The sequence below is a fragment of the Pseudomonas sp. AAC genome (assembly GCF_000725445.1).
Taxonomy (GTDB): domain Bacteria; phylum Pseudomonadota; class Gammaproteobacteria; order Pseudomonadales; family Pseudomonadaceae; genus Pseudomonas; species Pseudomonas citronellolis.
On record NZ_KL647097.1, the window covers coordinates 784512 to 801871 of the forward strand.

15 protein-coding genes are annotated in these 17360 nt (G+C 66.8%); 5 read left to right on the forward strand and 10 right to left on the reverse strand.

Annotation, left to right across the window (positions count from 1 at the left end):
* Positions 1-14 precede the first annotated feature (14 nt).
* The 5 genes from era to lepA form a co-directional block, all read right to left on the reverse strand.
* Positions 15-923, reverse strand: coding sequence for a GTPase Era (gene era, locus FG99_RS17285; RefSeq protein WP_043271376.1), 909 nt, complete (start codon positions 921-923; stop codon positions 15-17).
* Positions 916-1605 (reverse strand): ribonuclease III, encoded by a 690-nt coding sequence (rnc, locus tag FG99_RS17290; protein ID WP_009616452.1) that lies wholly within the window; start codon positions 1603-1605, stop codon positions 916-918. Before rnc ends, era begins: the two co-directional genes overlap by 8 nt.
* Positions 1602-1979, reverse strand: a complete 378-nt coding sequence (locus tag FG99_RS17295) for a DUF4845 domain-containing protein (RefSeq protein WP_009616451.1) — start codon at positions 1977-1979, stop codon at positions 1602-1604. The genes rnc and FG99_RS17295 overlap by 4 nt, the downstream gene beginning before the upstream one ends.
* 138 nt (positions 1980-2117) lie before the next feature.
* Entirely contained in the window at positions 2118-2972 is an 855-nt protein-coding gene (gene lepB, locus FG99_RS17300; RefSeq protein ID WP_009616449.1) for a signal peptidase I, read from the reverse strand.
* 5 nt (positions 2973-2977) lie between these two features.
* Positions 2978-4777 carry a translation elongation factor 4 gene (gene lepA / locus FG99_RS17305; RefSeq protein WP_009616447.1) on the reverse strand — a complete coding sequence of 600 codons (1800 nt, stop codon included), beginning with the start codon at positions 4775-4777 and terminating at the stop codon, positions 2978-2980.
* 318 nt (positions 4778-5095) lie between these two features.
* Between lepA and FG99_RS17310 the strand changes: the two genes are divergently transcribed.
* Positions 5096-7585, forward strand: a complete 2490-nt coding sequence (locus tag FG99_RS17310; RefSeq protein WP_043271379.1) for a TonB-dependent receptor — start codon at positions 5096-5098, stop codon at positions 7583-7585.
* Positions 7586-7964: 379 nt separating this feature from the next.
* Here the strand turns inward: FG99_RS17310 and FG99_RS17315 are convergent, their stop codons facing one another.
* The 5 genes from FG99_RS17315 to rpoE are packed head-to-tail and all read right to left on the reverse strand — an operon-like array spanning position 7965 to position 12048.
* Positions 7965-9380 carry a DegQ family serine endoprotease gene (locus tag FG99_RS17315; protein WP_009616442.1) on the reverse strand — a complete coding sequence of 472 codons (1416 nt, stop codon included), beginning with the start codon at positions 9378-9380 and terminating at the stop codon, positions 7965-7967.
* Positions 9381-9414: 34 nt separating this feature from the next.
* On the reverse strand, positions 9415-9870 hold the full coding sequence (locus FG99_RS17320) for a SoxR reducing system RseC family protein (protein WP_043271380.1): 456 nt from the start codon (positions 9868-9870) through the stop codon (positions 9415-9417).
* Positions 9867-10823: a MucB/RseB C-terminal domain-containing protein gene (locus FG99_RS17325; RefSeq protein ID WP_009616439.1), complete on the reverse strand. Its 957-nt coding sequence runs from the start codon at positions 10821-10823 to the stop codon at positions 9867-9869. The genes FG99_RS17320 and FG99_RS17325 overlap by 4 nt, the downstream gene beginning before the upstream one ends.
* 19 nt (positions 10824-10842) lie before the next feature.
* Positions 10843-11430 carry a sigma-E factor negative regulatory protein gene (locus FG99_RS17330; protein ID WP_043271382.1) on the reverse strand — a complete coding sequence of 196 codons (588 nt, stop codon included), beginning with the start codon at positions 11428-11430 and terminating at the stop codon, positions 10843-10845.
* 30 nt (positions 11431-11460) lie between these two features.
* Positions 11461-12048 (reverse strand): RNA polymerase sigma factor RpoE/AlgU, encoded by a 588-nt coding sequence (rpoE, locus tag FG99_RS17335; protein WP_009616435.1) that lies wholly within the window; start codon positions 12046-12048, stop codon positions 11461-11463.
* 394 nt (positions 12049-12442) lie between these two features.
* Here rpoE and nadB point away from each other — a divergent pair, with 394 nt between their 5' ends.
* The 4 genes from nadB (at position 12443) to FG99_RS17355 (ending at position 17356) form a co-directional block, all read left to right on the forward strand.
* Entirely contained in the window at positions 12443-14047 is a 1605-nt protein-coding gene (gene nadB, locus FG99_RS17340) for an L-aspartate oxidase (protein ID WP_009616433.1), read from the forward strand.
* A gap of 64 nt (positions 14048-14111) precedes the next feature.
* The gene (locus tag FG99_RS17345) at positions 14112-14894 is read left to right on the forward strand and encodes a DeoR/GlpR family DNA-binding transcription regulator (RefSeq protein ID WP_043271384.1); all 783 of its coding nucleotides are present in this window, start codon (positions 14112-14114) and stop codon (positions 14892-14894) included.
* 213 nt (positions 14895-15107) lie between these two features.
* Positions 15108-16112, forward strand: a complete 1005-nt coding sequence (locus FG99_RS17350; RefSeq protein ID WP_043271386.1) for a 2-keto-3-deoxygluconate permease — start codon at positions 15108-15110, stop codon at positions 16110-16112.
* Positions 16109-17356, forward strand: a complete 1248-nt coding sequence (locus tag FG99_RS17355) for a four-carbon acid sugar kinase family protein (RefSeq protein ID WP_043271388.1) — start codon at positions 16109-16111, stop codon at positions 17354-17356. Before FG99_RS17350 ends, FG99_RS17355 begins: the two co-directional genes overlap by 4 nt.
* Positions 17357-17360: the final 4 nt, after the last annotated feature.

The following is a 17360-nucleotide window of genomic DNA, read 5'->3' on the forward strand; positions in this document are numbered from 1 at the left end:
CGCGCGGGTGGGTGTCAGAGGTCGCCGTAGCCGAGCGAGCGCAGGGCGCGTTCGTCGTCGGACCAGCCGCCCTTCACCTTGACCCAGAGGTTGAGCATGACCTTGGAGTCGAACAGCACTTCCATGTCCTTGCGCGCGCTCTGGCCGATGCTTTTGATGCGCTCGCCCTTGTCGCCGATGATGATCTTCTTCTGCCCTTCGCGCTCCACCAGGATCAGCGCGTGGATGTGCAGCACGCGGCCTTCCTGCTTGAACTCCTCGATCTCCACGGTGATCTGGTAGGGCAGCTCGGCGCCGAGCTGGCGCATGATCTTCTCGCGCACCAGCTCGGCGGCGAGGAAGCGGCTGCTGCGGTCGGTGATCTGGTCTTCGGGGAAGAAGTGCTCGCTTTCCGGCAGGCGCTCGGCCACCAGTTTTTCCAGCAGCTCGAGGTTCTGCCCGTGCTGGGCGGAGATCGGCACCACTTCGGCCTTGGGCAGTTGCTCGGTGAGCCATTGCAGGTGCGGCAGCAGCTCGGCCTTGTCTTCCAGGCGGTCGACCTTGTTCACCGCGATCAGCACCGGGCAGCTGACGTGCTGCACGCGGTCCAGGACCATCTGGTCCTCGTCGGTCCAGCGCAGGCGGTCGACGACGAAGATCACCACGTCGACGTCCTTCAGCGCGGCGCTGGCGGAGCGGTTCATGTAGCGGTTCAGCGCCTTGTCGTTGTCCTTGTGCAGGCCGGGGGTGTCGACGTACACCGCCTGCACCGCGCCTTCGGTCTTGATGCCGAGCAGGGTGTGGCGGGTGGTCTGCGGCTTGCGCGAGGTGATGGCCAGCTTCTGCCCGAGGATGTGGTTGAGCAGCGTCGACTTGCCCACGTTGGGGCGGCCGACGATGGCGACGTAGCCGCAGCGGCTGATGTCGTCGTGTTGTTCAGTCATGGCCATTCTCCACGCCCAGGGCCACCAGCGCGGCGGCGGCGGCCACCTGCTCGGCGATGCGGCGGCTGCCGCCGTGCCCGTGGGTCTTGTCGTTCAGCAGGGCCACTTCGCACTCGACGAAGAAGGTCCGGCAATGCGGTTCGCCCTGGATGTCCACCACGTCGTAGCGCGGCAGCTCGCAGGCGCGCGACTGCAGGAACTCCTGCAGGCGCGTCTTGGGGTCCTTGTTGGTGTCCACCGGGGTCAGCTCGCGCAGTTGCGGGCCGAGCCAGGCGAGGATGCGCTCGCGCGCGGAGTCCATGCCGGTGTCCAGGTAGATGGCGCCGATCAGCGCTTCCATGGCGTCGGCGAGGATCGACTCGCGGCGGAAACCGCCGCTCTTGAGCTCGCCCGAGCCCAGGCGCAGGTAGTCGCCCAGTTCGAAGCCACGGGCCAGCAGGGCCAGGGTCTCGCCCTTGACCAGCCGTGCGCGCAGGCGCGACAGCTGGCCCTCGCGGGCCTGCGGGAAGTGGCTGAACAGGGCTTCGCCGATGACGAAGTTGAGGATGGCGTCACCGAGGAACTCCAGGCGCTCGTTGTTGCGCCCGGCGAAGCTGCGATGGGTCAGGGCCAGGACCATCAGGTCCTGGTCCTTGAAGGTGTAGCCGAGCTTGCGCTCGAGTCGATCCAGGGTATTGCTCACGGCGTTCTTACACGGAATTCTTTGTCGAAGTGGACCACCAGGTCGAGGTTCTCGATCAGCGGCTCGCGTTTTTCATACTTCAGGTGCGCGCGGAACTCGTTGTTGTCCTGTTCCACGGTCAGCGCGTCCTCGAGCTTCAGGTCGCGGATGTTGTTGATGGTCAGCGCCTTGTCCACGTAAGAGTAGAACTCCGGGACGCTACGCACATCCGCCGCCTTGTCGGTTTCCACCGATTTGATGGCCTTCTCGATGGCGTAGTAGTCGAGGTAATGCGGAATGATCTTGAATGCGGTACTGGCCAGGAAGGCCACAATGGCCAGCACCACCAGCCAACCCAGCAACGACATCCCCTTCTGCGAACCTGCGTACTTCATGCTGACCTCATGTCGGTATGGTTCTCATCCCCCGCCACCGGCGGTTCCAAGTGCAAGCGGGGCAGACCCGCTCCCCGCGTGCCGCCCCGCCCTTCGTTCTAGCACCGACCGGCGGCCGGCGCTCGACGCATCTCACATTCAGTGAATCACGCCGACCCGCGAGAAGTTCGGCAGGTTGCGCAGTTTCGGGTCCGGCCAGCTCATCCACACGGCGAAGGCCTTGCCGACGATGTTGCGGTCCGGAACCATGCCCAGCAGCTCCTTGGGGATCTTCGGATCGTTCCAGTAGCGGCTGTCGTTGGAGTTGTCGCGGTTGTCGCCCATCATGAAGTAGTGCCCGGCGGGTACCGTCCACTCCTTGCCGGGCTCCACGCGGTAGCGCGTCATCTCCTTGCGGATCAGGTGCTCGGCCTCGCCCAGCTTCTCCTGGTAGAGGGTCACGCTACCCAGGCTGCCTGGCTCCTCGCCGATCAGTTGCTCGGCCACCAGTTGGTCGTTGACGTACAGGCGCTTGTCGCTGGTGTAGCGGATGCGGTCGCCCGGCACGCCAACCACGCGCTTGATGTAGTTGATGTTCGGGTCGCTGGGGTAGCGGAACACCATGACGTCGCCGCGCTGCGGGTCGCCGACCGGGATCACCTTGGCGTCCAGCACCGGCAGGCGGATGCCGTAGGCGAACTTGTTGACCAGGATGAAGTCGCCGACCTCGAGGGTGGGCTTCATCGAGCCGGAGGGGATCTGGAACGGCTCGACCAGGAAGGACCGCAGCACCAGCACGATGAACAGCACCGGGAAGAAGGACTTGCCGTACTCGATCAGCACGGGCTCCTTGTTCAGCTTGTCCAGCACTTCCGGATCGGGCTCGGTGACCGAGCCCTGGTAGGCGGAAATGGCGGCCCGGCGGCGCGGTGCGAAGAGCACCAGGTCGACCAGGGCCAGGGCGCCGCACAGGGCGACGGCGATCACCAGCAACAGCGGGAAATTCAGCGTCATAGAATCTAACTGTCCACTTTGAGCACGGCGAGGAAGGCTTCCTGGGGAATCTCCACGCTACCGACCTGCTTCATCCTTTTCTTACCGGCCTTCTGCTTCTCCAGCAGCTTGCGCTTACGGCTCACGTCACCACCATAGCACTTGGCCAGCACGTTCTTCCTGAGCGCCTTGACCGTCGAGCGGGCGATGATCTGCCCGCCGATGGCCGCCTGAATCGCGACGTCGAACATCTGACGCGGGATCAGTTCCTTCATCTTCTCCACCAGCTGGCGCCCCTTGTAAGGAGCGTTGTCGCGGTGGACGATCAGGGCGAGGGCGTCCACCTTCTCGCCGTTGATCAGCACGTCGAGACGGACCAGGTTGGCCGGCTCGAAGCGGTCGAAGCTGTAGTCCAGCGAGGCGTAGCCGCGGCTGGTCGACTTCAGACGGTCGAAGAAGTCCAGCACCACTTCGTTCATCGGCAGGTCGTAGATCACCTGGACCTGGCCGCTGAGGAAGTGCATGTCACGCTGCACACCGCGTTTCTCGATGCACAGGGTGATGACGTTGCCCAGGTGCTCCTGAGGCACAAGGATGGTGGCCCGGCAGATGGGCTCGCGCATCTCGTCGATGGACGAAAGGTCGGGCAGCTTGGACGGGTTGTCGACATAGAGAATGTCGCCGTTCTTCTGCACGATCTCGAAGATCACGGTGGGCGCCGTGGTGATCAGGTCCAGGTCGTATTCGCGCTCCAGGCGCTCCTGGATGATCTCCATGTGCAGCATGCCGAGGAAGCCGATGCGGAAGCCGAAGCCCAGGGCCTCGGAGCTTTCCGGCTCGTACTGCAGGGCGGCGTCGTTCAGCGTCAGCTTCTGCAGGGCTTCGCGGAAGTCCTCGAAGTCGTCGGAGCTGACCGGGAACAGGCCGGCGTAGACCTGCGGCTTGATGCGCTTGAAGCCGGGCAGCACGGCCACGTCGGGGGTAGTGCTGAGGGTCAGGGTGTCACCCACGGGCGCGCCGTGGATGTCCTTGATGCCGGCGATGATGAAGCCCACTTCGCCGGCCTTGAGGTCCGGCGTCTCGGTGTGCTTGGGCGAGAACACGCCGACGCTGTCCACCTGGTGCAGCTTACCGGTGGACTTCACCAGGATCTTGTCGCCCTTCTTGACGCGGCCGTGCTTGACGCGCACCAGCGAGACCACGCCCAGGTAGTTGTCGAACCAGGAGTCGATGATCAGCGCCTGCAGCGGCGCCTCGATCTCGCCCTCGGGCGCCGGGATGGTCTGCACCAGGCGTTCGAGCACCTCGTCCACGCCCATGCCGCTCTTCGCCGAGCAGGCCACGGCGTCGGTGGCGTCGATGCCGATGATGCTCTCGATCTCGTCCTTCACCCGGTCCGGGTCGGCCTGCGGCAGGTCCATCTTGTTCAGCACGGGCATGACTTCCAGGCCCTGCTCGATGGCGGTGTAGCAGTTGGCCACCGACTGCGCCTCGACGCCCTGGCCGGCGTCCACCACCAGCAGCGCGCCCTCGCAGGCAGCCAGGGAGCGGCTGACTTCGTAGGTGAAGTCGACGTGGCCGGGGGTGTCGATGAAGTTCAGCTGGTAGGTCTTACCGTCCTTGGCCTTGTAGTACAGGGTGACGCTGTGGGCCTTGATGGTGATGCCCCGCTCGCGCTCCAGGTCCATGGAGTCGAGGACCTGCGCTTCCATCTCGCGGTCGGACAGACCACCGCACATCTGGATGAAGCGGTCGGCCAGGGTCGACTTGCCATGGTCGATGTGGGCGATGATGGAGAAGTTGCGGATATGACTCAGGTCACTCACGGCTTGACACACTCGGAAGGCTGAAGGCGGCGATCCGCCGAAAAATAGCCGGGGAGTTTACCTGAATCCGCAGCCAGGCGTCACCCTGCGCCGCAGCGCTGCCGACGCCCAGCGGCCGCCATCCAGTACGTTCGTACGATGCGCCCGCATCCAACGTAGGATTTTCCCACCCCACCCAGGGCCCTAGTGTCCTCCGTGCAGCCGCACGCCGGCCAAGGCCACCCCTCCCCACCGAGCACCTGCGCGCCTGGCCCTGGCGCGGCGGAGCGATTCGGCCGCGCCGCTCCACAACGCCAACAAGAACCAGGAAACACTGCCATGCCCAGACGCCACCCCTTCGGCCCGAGCGCCCTCGCCCTGCTCGTGGCCCACGCCGCCGGCCTCGCCCTGCCCGCCCGCGCCGCGGACGGCGAGCAGCCCCTGTCGCTCGGGCAGAGCAAGGTGATCAGCAGCCTGCCGCTGCCCTCGCTGGGCGTTTCCCGCGACCGGATCGCCGCGCCGGTACAGACCTTCAGCGGCGAGGACATGCAGAAGAGCCAGGCGCTCGACCTGGCCGACTACCTCAAGCGGCGCAGCGCCGGGGTCTACGTCAACGAGATCCAGAACAACCCGCTGCAACCGGACATCAACTACCGCGGCTTCACCGCCTCGCCGCTGCTCGGCACGCCCCAGGGGCTGTCGCTGTACCTCGACGGCGTGCGCATGAACCAGCCGTTCGGCGACGTCGTCAGCTGGGACCTGATCCCCGACAACGCCATCGCCGGCGCGCAACTGATGCCCGGCAGCAACCCGCTGTTCGGCCTCAACACCCTGGGCGGCGCACTTTCGGTGCAGACCAGGAACGGCCGCGACAACCCCGGCGGCACCGTCCAGGCCACCCTGGGCTCCTACGGGCGCAGGATCGGCGAGGCCGAATACGGCGGCAGCGAGGGGCAATGGGACTGGTTCTTCGCCGGCACCCATTTCGAGGAAGACGGCTGGCGCGACCACTCCGACTCCGACGCGCAGCAGTTGTTCGGCAAGCTCGGCTGGCAGGGCGAGGCCACCGACCTGAAGCTGACCTACAGCTTCGCCGACAGCGACCTCAACGGTAACGGCATGGTCCCCGAGAGCTTCCTGCGCCGCGACCGCGACAGCGTGTACACCTACCCGGACAACACGCAGAACACCGCCAACTTCCTCAACCTGCAGTGGAACCACGACTACAGCGACGACCTGAGCGCTTCCGGCAACCTCTACTACCGCCACATCAAGACCGACACCTTCAACGGCGACATCAACGACGAGTCCCTGCCCGAGGGCATCGGCGAAGCCGGGCAGAACATCCTGCCGACGGCCGGCAGCTACACCACCGCGGCGAACCTGGCGGCCTGCGTCGCGCAGTTCGAGCCGGGCGGCGAACCCGGCGAGAAATGCACCGGGATGATCAACCGCACCCGCACCACGCAGAGCAACATCGGCCTGTTCGAGCAGCTCTCGCTGCGCAACCGGCTGTTCGGCAAGGAAAACCTGCTGTCCCTGGGCGGCGGCTTCGACTACAGCCAGGTACGCTTCCGCCAGTCGGCCGAATACGGCGCGCTCACCGCCGACCGCGGCATCGTCGGTACCGGCGTGTACGCCGAAGCCGGCAACGCCTTCAACCTGGACGGCGAGCTGGACGACCGCGCCGCGCGCCTGAAAGGCAACACCCGCACCTGGAGCCTCTACGGCAGCGACACCCTGAGCCTGGCCCCGACGCTCGACCTCACGCTGTCCGGGCGCTACAACGACATCTCGGTGCGCAACCACGACCAACTGTCCCACTACGAACTCGACGGCGACGCCCTGGGCGACACCGTCGACGAGAACGCCTCGCTCAGCGGCAAGCACAGCTTCAACCGCTTCAACCCGGCCATCGGCCTGACCTTCCGCCCGACTCCCAGCCTGACCACCTACGTCGGCTACAGCGAAGGCAGCCGGGCCCCGACCACCATCGAGCTGGGCTGCGCCAACCCCGAGTCGCCCTGCCGCCTGCCCAACTCCATGGCCGGCGATCCGCCGCTGGAACAGGTGGTGACGCGCACCTGGGAAGCCGGCCTGCGCGGCCTGATCGGAAACAACGTGCAGTGGAACGCCGGGCTGTTCAGCGCGCGCAACAGCAACGACATCATGTTCGTGTCGTCCAGCACCAGCGGCAGCGGCTACTTCGCGAACTTCGGCGAAACCCGCCGGCGCGGCATCGAAACCGGCATCTCCGGGAATTGGGGCGACTGGGCGCTGGCCGCCAACTACACCTTCATCGACGCCACCTACCGCTCGGGCGAGACCTTCCTGGGCGAGGCCAACAGCAGCGCGGAGGACGGCAACATCAGCGTGAAGTCCGGCGACCGCATTCCGCTGGTCTCGCGCAACATCCTCAAGCTGTCGGCCGACTACGCGGTGACCGAGCGCCTGAGCCTCGGCGCCGATGCCATCAGCGTCTCCAGCTCCTACGTGCGCGGCAATGAGAACAACGACCACCAGAGCGGCGGCCTGTACCAGGGCGGCGGCGAGATCGGCGGCTACACCGTGTTCAACCTCAACGGCGCCTACCAGCTCACCCCGGCCTGGCGCGTCTTCGCCCAGGTCAACAACCTGTTCGACCGTGAGTACGCCACGGCCGGCATGCTTGGCGCCAATCCGTTCGACGACAATGGCGTGATGCGTACCGATGGCGCGGCTGGCAATGGCGCGGTCAATGGCAGGCGGAGCAATTCCGTGGGGGAGACATTCGTTGCTCCGGGGGCGCCGCGTACCGCCTGGTTGGGGGTGCGCTGGGCGTTCCGCTGAGCCGCGCTGAAGCGCTTAAGAAAAAACGCCGTTTCCTGAGGGGGAAACGGCGTTTTTCATTTGGCCTTCAGAGGTATTCCGGTGCGCCCGGAGGTTTCTGCGTGCGGCGTTATCCGCCGAATCGCGGACAGAGCCCGCTCCTACGCTTCCGGGAAGCACGGCTTTTCGTAGGATGGCGTTGAGCGAAGCGATACCCATCAGCGCAACCGCATGGGTTTCGCAAGCTCAACCCATCCTACGAAAAGCACCTCGACGCAGACAGTTGCTCCTACGGTTCAGGGAAGCACGCCGTAGGAGCGGACTCCGTCCGCGGTTGGATTCATCGGCCACACCGGATGCCCCGGCGGCACGACCCTTTTCCGGCCTACCTGCCCGCCAGTCACTCCCCCAGCTTGAAGGTGATGAAGCTGGCACGCCCCTGGCGCAGAACGCGCATGGACACCGACTTGCCCTTCGGCAGCGCCTTGGCGATGTCGGAGAAGGCCTTGGCGGAATCCACCGTGCGGTTGTTCAGGTGGGTGATGACGTCGCCCGGACGCAGGCCGATCATCGCCGCCGGACCGTCCTGGACGTCCTTGATCACCACGCCGCCCTTGATGTCCAGCGACTTGCGCTGTTCGGCGGTGAGGTCGGCGACGGTCACGCCCATGCGGTTGCTGCTGCGCTCGGCGCCCTGCCCTTCGACGGCGGCGACTTCGTCGTCCTCGTCCGGCAGGTTGCCGATGGTCATGTTCAGGGTCTTGCGCGAGCCATCGCGGAACACGTCCAGGGCCGCCTTGTCGCCCGGCTTCATGCCGCCGACCAGGTGCGGCAGGTCGGCCGACTCGTTGATGGTCTGGCCGTTCAGGCTGAGGATCACGTCGCCGACCTGCAGGCCGCCCTTGGCCGCCGGGCCGTCCTGCACCAGTTGGGCCACCAGGGCGCCGGCCGGCTTGTCCAGGCCGAGGGATTCGGCGAGGTCCTTGCTGACCTCCTGGATCACCACGCCCAGCCAGCCGCGGCTGACCTTGCCGCCTTTCTTCAGCTGGTCGGCCACGTTCATGGCGACATCGATCGGGATGGCGAAGGACAGGCCCATGAAGCCGCCGGAACGGGTGAAGATCTGCGAGTTGATGCCGACCACCTCGCCCTGCAGGTTCAGCAGCGGGCCGCCGGAGTTGCCCGGGTTGATGGCCACGTCGGTCTGGATGAAGGGCACGTAGTTCTCGTTCGGCAGGCTGCGGCCCTTGGCGCTGACGATGCCGGCGGTCACCGAGTGGTCGAAGCCGAACGGCGAGCCGATGGCCAGCACCCACTCACCGACCTTGAGCTTGTCGGAATCGCCCAGCTTGAGGGTCGGCAGGCCCTTGGCCTCGATCTTCAGCAGGGCCACGTCGCTGCGCGGATCGGCGCCGATCAGCTTGGCCTTGTGCTCGCTGCGGTCGGACAGGCGCACGACGATCTCGTCGGCGTCGGCGACCACGTGGTTGTTGGTCAGGACGTAGCCATCATCGGAAATGATGAACCCCGAACCCAGGGATTGCGCCTCGCGCTGCGCCCCACGCGGCGGGCGTTGGCCACGCGGCATGCTGCGCTCGATGAAGTCGCGGAACATCGGCGGCAGGCCTTCCAGGTCGGGCATCTGAGCGCTGGCGACCTGGTCCGGCACCTTCTGGGTGGTACTGATGTTCACTACGGCCGGCGAAGCCTTCTCCACCAGCGGGGTGAAATCCGGCAATTCGGCGCGGGCGACCACCGACAGGCTCAAGGCCAGCAGGGCGACCATCGCGGCCATACTGCGTTTCAGGGTTTGCATGGACTACTGCTCCCGTATTCAAAGGGAAGTGGACTTAGGCGGGGCCCTCGGCCCCTGTGACCAGCGTGCGCAGCACAACCGGCTGCAACGCCGGGTCATCCGAATGGCGCCAGGCATGGCGCCGTACCCACAGCCAGGTCACGAAGAAACCCGCGAGGCCGGCCAGGATCAACCAGGGCTCGGCGAGGCCGGCGCACCACGCGAGCAGCGTAGCGGCGAACAGGCCGAGCAGGGGGAATAGATAGAACATCAGGGCGCATTTCAACAAGAGGTCCTCGCGTATGCCGAGCACCACCTCGTCACCCACCCCGAGCGGGAAAGCAGAAAGGGCGCGGACTTCGCCGCGCCCCGCAGAGGAGCCCAATTGCTGCAACAATCCCTGGCCGCATCCGGCTTTGGCGCTGCAGGCTGAGCAGGTGCCCTGGCGCAGCGTCTGGACCCGCACTGCTGCGGTTTCGACGCCGATCACCCGCCCCCGCTCTTCGATCACTGCGCGGCGGCTCCCTGGGCGGGCGCCTGCGGACGCACCGACATGGCGATGCGTTCGGCGGTCCCGGTGGGAATCTCACCGACAACGGTGACCATCATGCCGCCATCTTCGGTATTGAGGCGTTTGGACACCACCGAGGTCGGGCCCAGCTGGGTGCGCGCGTCGTCGATCCTGGCGCCGTGCAGCGGCTCGATGAAGATCGAGAAACGCGCCAGGCCATCGCCATAGTCCATGCTGACGACGCGATCGTCCGATACCGGGCTGCGGCGCTCATAGGTGTTGTTCAGGGTGAAACCCGGCGGCACCCATTCCGAGCGCCAGCTGCTGGCGACCGGGGCGTCCGGCTTGCCCGCGGGGACCGCCTGGCAGGCCTCGGAGGGCTGCAGGCCGCTGTCGTCCGGCGCCGCGGTGCTGAACTGGGTGAACTGCAGGCGTTCCAGCGGCTGGCCCTTGTCGTTGAGCAGCAGCGACTTCAGCGGCAAGCCGGTTTCCTGGTCCAGGTGCAGCTCGAAGCCGTAGCGGTACTGGTCGCGGGGGATCAGCCCGATCACCGTGGCCGCGCGCCCGGCGATGCGGGACTGGCCGACCATGCGGATGTCGTACCAGGAAGCCAGGTCGTCCGAGACCAGCTTGCGCACCGGCCATAGCTGCCCGGCGCCCAGCTGCCCGGCCATGCCGCCGGCGATGCACTGGGTCACGCCATCGCGCTTGACCACTTCCTGGCGCGGGCCGTCCAGCTGCAGCCAGTGCTCGCGCACCGAGCCGTCGGGCTCGACCAAACGCCAGACCTCATGGGTGGAGAAGATGCCGTTGCGCTCGTAGACGAAGGTGCCCTGGAAGCTTTGTCGCTGCTGGCCCTCGGTCAGCCGCTTGACCCACGCCTGAACGTCGGCGGCCTGTACCGGCATTGCCAGCAGACCGCCCAGGAAGAACAACAGGAAGGTGGCGCGCATGACGCTCCTTAAAGGGGTTTCAGCGACTTTCCAGGCTGGCGGCTCGCGCGTAAGGCAGGGCGCTGTCGGCACCGTTCACCGCCGACTGCTGGGCATGCTGGCGGAGATATCCCGGAAGACGCTGTTCATGCCAGGTGGTGGGGCTGCCCGCGCCACCAGTGATGACCTGCGGTGCGTCCTCGTCCTGGCTGTAGCCGGCCAGTACCGCCGGCCCCTGCACCTGCGGCAGGGTGATCTGCGGCGTGGCGCCTTGCTGGGCCAGGCTCGGAGCAACGCTATCATTCTGATGGTATAGACGAACACCCGCCAGCACGGCCAGTGTCACCGATGCGGCGACCGCCACGCGTCCGACGTTGCGCCACGGATTGCGCCGCGGCTGTGCCGGGGCGGCCTCCTCGGCCAGCGCAGCCGACACCGCGGCGGCGATGTCCAGCTTGGGCAGCACCGGCTCGCGGTGCATCACCGACCGGGCCAGTTGATAGCGCGACCAGGCGGCACGCATTTCCGCGTCTTCACCGCAGGCTGCGAGTACCCGGCGCAGTTCGAGTTCGTCCGCTTCGTTATCCATCAGTGCGGACAGCGACTCCTGCAGGGCTTCACGACTCATGGCGTACCTCTCTTGGCTGTTCCGCCGTATTCAGGGCTGTTCATCATGCAGCAACGGCTGCAAGGCTTTGTCTATCGCTTCCCGCGCACGGAAGATCCGTGAGCGGACCGTACCCACCGGGCATTGCATCACGGTGGCGATATCCTCGTAGCTCAATCCCTCGAATTCGCGCAGGGTCAATGCCGTGCGCAGGTCCTCTGGCAGTTGCTGGATGGTGCGATGGACCGTTTCCTCGATCTCGTCCCGCAACATTGCCCGTTCCGGCGATTCGATGTCCTTCAGGGCGTGGTCGCCATCGAAGAACTCCGCATCCTCGGCTGTCACATCGCTGTCCGGTGGTCGCCGACCGCGCGCCACCAGGTGGTTCTTCGCGGTATTGATGGCGATCCGGTACAACCAGGTATAAAAGGCACTGTCACCGCGGAAGTTGCCCAAGGCGCGATACGCCTTGATGAAAGCCTCCTGCGCAACGTCCTGGGCTTCCTGGGCGTCGTGCACGAACCGCACGATCAACCCGAGGATCTTGTGCTGGTACTTCAGCACCAGCAGATCGAAAGCCCGTTTGTCTCCGCGCTGTACCCGTTCAACCAGTTGCTGATCCTGTTCCTGGGTTAGCATGCATGCTCCTCAACAAGCCCGGAGGAGCTGCGAGCACCCTGCAGAATCGCTCTGCCAAGATAGACTCGGATGTCTTGCAAAAGTTCTCCCCTCCAAGCGTACGCCGCACAGTTTTTTTGTCGCTTCACCGCGACCCGGCCGGACCCATTGTCCAAGCCCTTGAAAATCCACTGCAATCGGCGAACAACCACAGCCTTCTCGCGCGTCGGGAACCCCGTTGCAAGAAGGTTTCGGACATTCACCGTTAGAACCAGAAAGACTGAAATAGTTCCACCTGCCGCCCCTGGCGCATGAATGCCGGGGCTTGCGCCAGAAATACGGCGGCAGGCACAAGGCCGCTATTGTGCCGATCCCCCCTTCTATATACTAGGCCGCCACCAATCGGAATCCGGGCATGAGCGAGCACTTTCATCACGACGTCCTTGTGATCGGCAGCGGGGCCGCGGGCCTCAGCCTGGCCCTGACATTGCCGCAGCACCTGCGCATCGCCGTGCTGAGCAAGGGGGAACTGTCCCAGGGCTCGACCTTCTGGGCCCAGGGCGGGGTCGCCGCGGTGCTGGACGACACCGACACCGTCGAGTCCCACGTGCAGGACACCCTGGACGCCGGCGCCGGCCTGTGCCGGGAAGACGCCGTGCGCTTCACCGTCGAGCACAGCCGCGAGGCCATCCAGTGGCTGATCGACCAGGGCGTGCCCTTCACCCGCGACAGCGAGGCGGGCCGCGAGGACAACGGCTTCGAATTCCACCTCACCCGCGAGGGCGGCCACAGCCACCGGCGCATCATCCATGCCGCCGACGCCACCGGCGCGGCCATCTTCAACACCCTGCTGGAACAGGCCCGGCAGCGCCCGAACATCGAGCTGCTGGCGCAGCGCGTGGCGGTCGACCTGATCACCGAACGCAAGCTCGGCCTGCCCGGCCAGCGCTGCCTCGGCGCCTACGTGCTGAACCGCGACAGCGGCGAGGTGGACACCTTCTCGGCGCGCTTCACCGTGCTCGCCTGCGGCGGCGCCAGCAAGGTCTACCTCTATACCAGCAACCCGGACGGCAACTCCGGCGACGGCATCGCCATGGCCTGGCGCGCCGGCTGCCGCGTCGGCAACCTGGAATTCAACCAGTTCCACCCCACCTGCCTGTACCACCCGCAGGCCAAGAGCTTCCTCATCACCGAGGCGCTGCGCGGCGAAGGCGCCTACCTGCGCCTGCCCAACGGCGAGCGCTTCATGAAGCGCTTCGACCCGCGCGCCGAACTGGCCCCGCGGGACATAGTCGCGCGCGCCATCGACCACGAGATGAAGCGCCTGGGCGTGGACTGCGTGTACCTGGACATCAGCCACAAGCCGGCCGAGTTCATCAAGGAACACTTCCCCACGGTGTACGAGCGCTGCCTGACCTTCGGCATCGACATCACCCGCGAGCCCATCCCGGTGGTGCCGGCCGCCCACTACACCTGCGGCGGCGTGCTGGTGGACGAGCACGGCCACACCGACGTGCCGCACCTCTACGCCATCGGCGAGACCAGCTTCACCGGCCTGCACGGGGCCAACCGCATGGCCAGCAACTCGCTGCTGGAGTGCTTCGTCTACGCCCGCTCCGCCGCCGCCGACATCCAGGCGCGCCTGGAAAGCACCCCGGCCACCCCGGCCCTGCCGAGCTGGGACGCCAGCCAGGTCACCGACTCGGACGAGGACGTGATCATCGCGCACAACTGGGACGAACTGCGGCGCTTCATGTGGGACTACGTCGGCATCGTGCGCACCACCAAGCGCCTGCAGCGCGCCCAGCACCGCGTGCAGATGCTGCTCAGCGAGATCGACGAGTTCTACAGCAACTACAAGGTCAGCCGCGACCTGATCGAATTGCGCAACCTCGCCGTGGTCGCCGACCTGATCATCCGCTCGGCCATGCAGCGCCACGAAAGCCGCGGTCTGCACTACACCCTGGACTACCCGGGGCTGCTGCCCGAGGCGCGCGACACCATCCTCAGCCCCCGCTAGCCCGCCACCGCGGGCGGCCTGCGCAACGGCCAACCGGCAGCCCCGACAGCAAAGCGAGACCGCCATGAAACCGACCGACCGCCAGCGCGCCATCCTCGACCTCGTTCGCCACCGCGACACCAGCGTGGAAGAACTGGGCGCCGCCCTGGGCGTTTCGGAGGCCACCGTGCGCCGCGACCTCAGCCTGCTGGCCCAACAGCGGCGGCTGGTGCGGACCCACGGCGGCGCCACCGCGCTGATCGGCACCCACGAGCAGGAAGCGAGCCTGGAGGAGCGCAACGCCAGCCACCGCGAGGAAAAGATGGCCATCGCCCGGGCCGCGGCCGCGCACATCCGCGAGGGCGACAGCATCTTCCTCGACAGCGGCACCACCTGCGCGGCGCTGGCGGCGCATCTGCGCACGTTGCAGAACCTGCACGTCATCACCAACAACCTGCTGGCGCTCACCGCGCTGGCCAATGCCCCGGGCGTGCGGATCACCCTGATCGGCGGCGATTTGCGCAGCACCGGCATGAGCACCTTCGGCCCGCTGGCGGAACTGTCGCTGAGCCGGCTGAGCTTCGACCGCGCCTTCCTCGGCGCCGACGGCGTCGTCGCCGGGTTCGGCCTCTGCGAAGCCAGCGCCCAGCAGGCCTACCTCAAGGAATGCGTGATCAGGCGGGCGGCCGAGGTGTACATACTGGCCGACGCCGAGAAGCTGGGCCGCGCGCGCCAGCAGCACTGGACGCCGCTGGAGCGGGAATGGCGCCTGATCACCTCGACGCCGGACGAAAGAACGCTCGAACCCTTCCGCCAGTTGCCCATGGCCACCGTAGAACTGGCGCCGGCCAGCTCGTCCGCCCGCTGAAGCGGGCCCCTTCCCTCGCCCGCCCAGCCTCCAGCCGCTGCCCTCCGCGACCTGCCAGCCATCCTCTACTGATCGAAATGCGCAAGATCATGATTGACTTGCGCAGGACTTGTCCTTTAAATCGCATCCTTATGATCGGTTCAATCAAATATATGAGCGATTCGATCAAATCCCCCTACAACAAGTCGAACAAGAACGAACAGGTACCTGCCCATGATCCAGATCCCGATCAAGCGCACGATCGAGCGTATTCCCGGCGGCATGATGATCGTCCCGCTGCTGCTCGGTTCGCTGGTGGCCACCTTCGCGCCGGACACGCCGAAATTCTTCGGTTCCTTCACCAATGCCCTGTTCACCGGCGCGCTGCCCATACTCGCGGTGTTCTACGTCTGCATGGGCGCGAGCATCAATGTCCGCACCACGCCCTACCTGCTGAAGAAAGGCGGCGCGCTGTTCGCGACCAAGGTCGGCACGGCGATGCTCCTCGGCATCCTGCTCGGCCAGTTCCTGGGGGAACAACCCATCTCGGCCGGCTTCTTCGCCGGCCTGTCCACATTGGCCATGGTAGCGGCGATGAACGACACCAATGGCGGCCTGTACATGGCGCTGATGGGCCAATACGGCCGCCCCGAGGACGTCGGCGCCTATTCGGTGATGTCCCTGGAGTCCGGCCCCTTCCTGACCATGCTCACCCTGGGCGTCGCCGGGCTCTCGGCGTTCCCCTGGCCGACCTTGCTGGGGGCGATACTGCCGCTGCTGCTGGGCATCCTCATCGGCAACCTGGACCGTGAAATGCGCGAATTCCTCGGCAAGGCGGTGCCGGTGCTGATCCCCTTCTTCGCCCTCGCCCTGGGCGCCAGCCTGGACCTGCACAAGGTCTGGCAGGCCGGCGTGCTCGGCCTTCTGATGGGTGTGGCGGTGGTGGTGCTGACCGGCATCCCGCTGTACTTCGCCGACCGCCTGACCGGTGGCACTGGCGTCGCCGGTGCCGCGGCGGCCACCACGGCGGGCAATGCCGCGGCCGTGCCGGCCCTGGTCGCCGCCGCCAACCCGGTCTACGCCCCGGCCGCAGCCAGCGCCACCATGCTGGTCGCCTCCTGCGTGGTGGTCACCGCCATCCTCACGCCCGTGCTGGTCTCCACCCTGGCCAAGCGCGTCCGGCAGCGGGCCGAAAGCGCCGGGCAGCGCGACTCGATGGCGCCGGAGTCGCCCCGATGAACATGCTGATCATCGCCGACGACCTGTCCGGCGCGGCGGACTGTGCCGTGGGCTTCGCCAGCCGCGGCTGGCGAAGCCTGGTGATGCTCGACGCCCGGCCGACGCAGGCGCAGGTCGAGGTCATCGCCGTGGACACCGACAGCCGCCGCCTTGATGCGGCACAGGCCGCGCAGCGCAGCGTCGCGGCCTTCCATGCCCTGGCCAGGCCGGGCCAGCGGCTGTACAAGAAGATCGACTCGACCCTGCGCGGCAACTGGGCCGCGGAAGTCGCCGCGCTGCATCCCCTGGCAGGCCTGGCGCTGGTCGCCCCGGCCTTTCCGGAAATGGGCCGCACGGTGCGCGCCGGCCAGGTGCTGGTGCACGGCGCGCCGCTGGAAAGCACCGACACCTGGCGCCTGGAACATGCCGATGCGCCGGCCGACATGGCCAGGATGCTCGGCGCCGCCGGGCTGCGCGTCGAACACTGCGCTCTGGAACAACTGCGCCAGTCGGCGGGACAAGTGGCCCGGATCATCCAGTCGGCCATGGAGCGCGGCGTCCAGGCCCTGATCTTCGACGCCGAGACGGCCGAGGACCTGCGCCTGCTGGCACGGGAAACGGCGCGGGCGGAACTCCGGGCGTTCTGGGTCGGCTCCGGGGGCCTGGCAAGGCAGATAACCGAAGCGCCTTCGCCCTCCTCTTCGCAAACAGCAGCCGTCGAGACCGGCCATCTCCCATCGCAACTGGCGACCGTGGTGCTGGCCGGCAGCCTTTCCGCCGTCGCCGACCGGCAATGCGAGGAACTCCAGCGGCGCAGCGACATCCTCCAGCTCAGCCTGCCGCCGGCCGTGCTGCGCCAGGGCAGCGAGCATGCCGACTGGCCGGACTGGCAGGCGCAGGTGGGCGCGCTGCTCGAACAAGGCCGCGACCTGCTGCTGCGCATCGGCCGCGACGAACGCCCCGATCCCGCCGAAGGCGCCCTGCTTTCGGCCAACCTCGCAGCCCTGCTCAAGCCGCATTTCCATCGGGTCGGCGGCCTGGTCGCCACCGGCGGCGAAACCGCGCGGGCGATGCTCGGCGCGGTCGGCATCGACGGCCTGCAACTGGTCGGCGAGATCGAGGCCGGCAGCGTCCTCAGCCATCCCCTGGCCCCGGCGGGCGGCCACCGACCCGGCATCGTCACCAAGGCCGGCGCCTTCGGCAGCCCCGAAGCCCTCTATCGCGCGTGGCGCCACCTGCGCGACGCGCAACAGTCCCCCTCCTGAATTC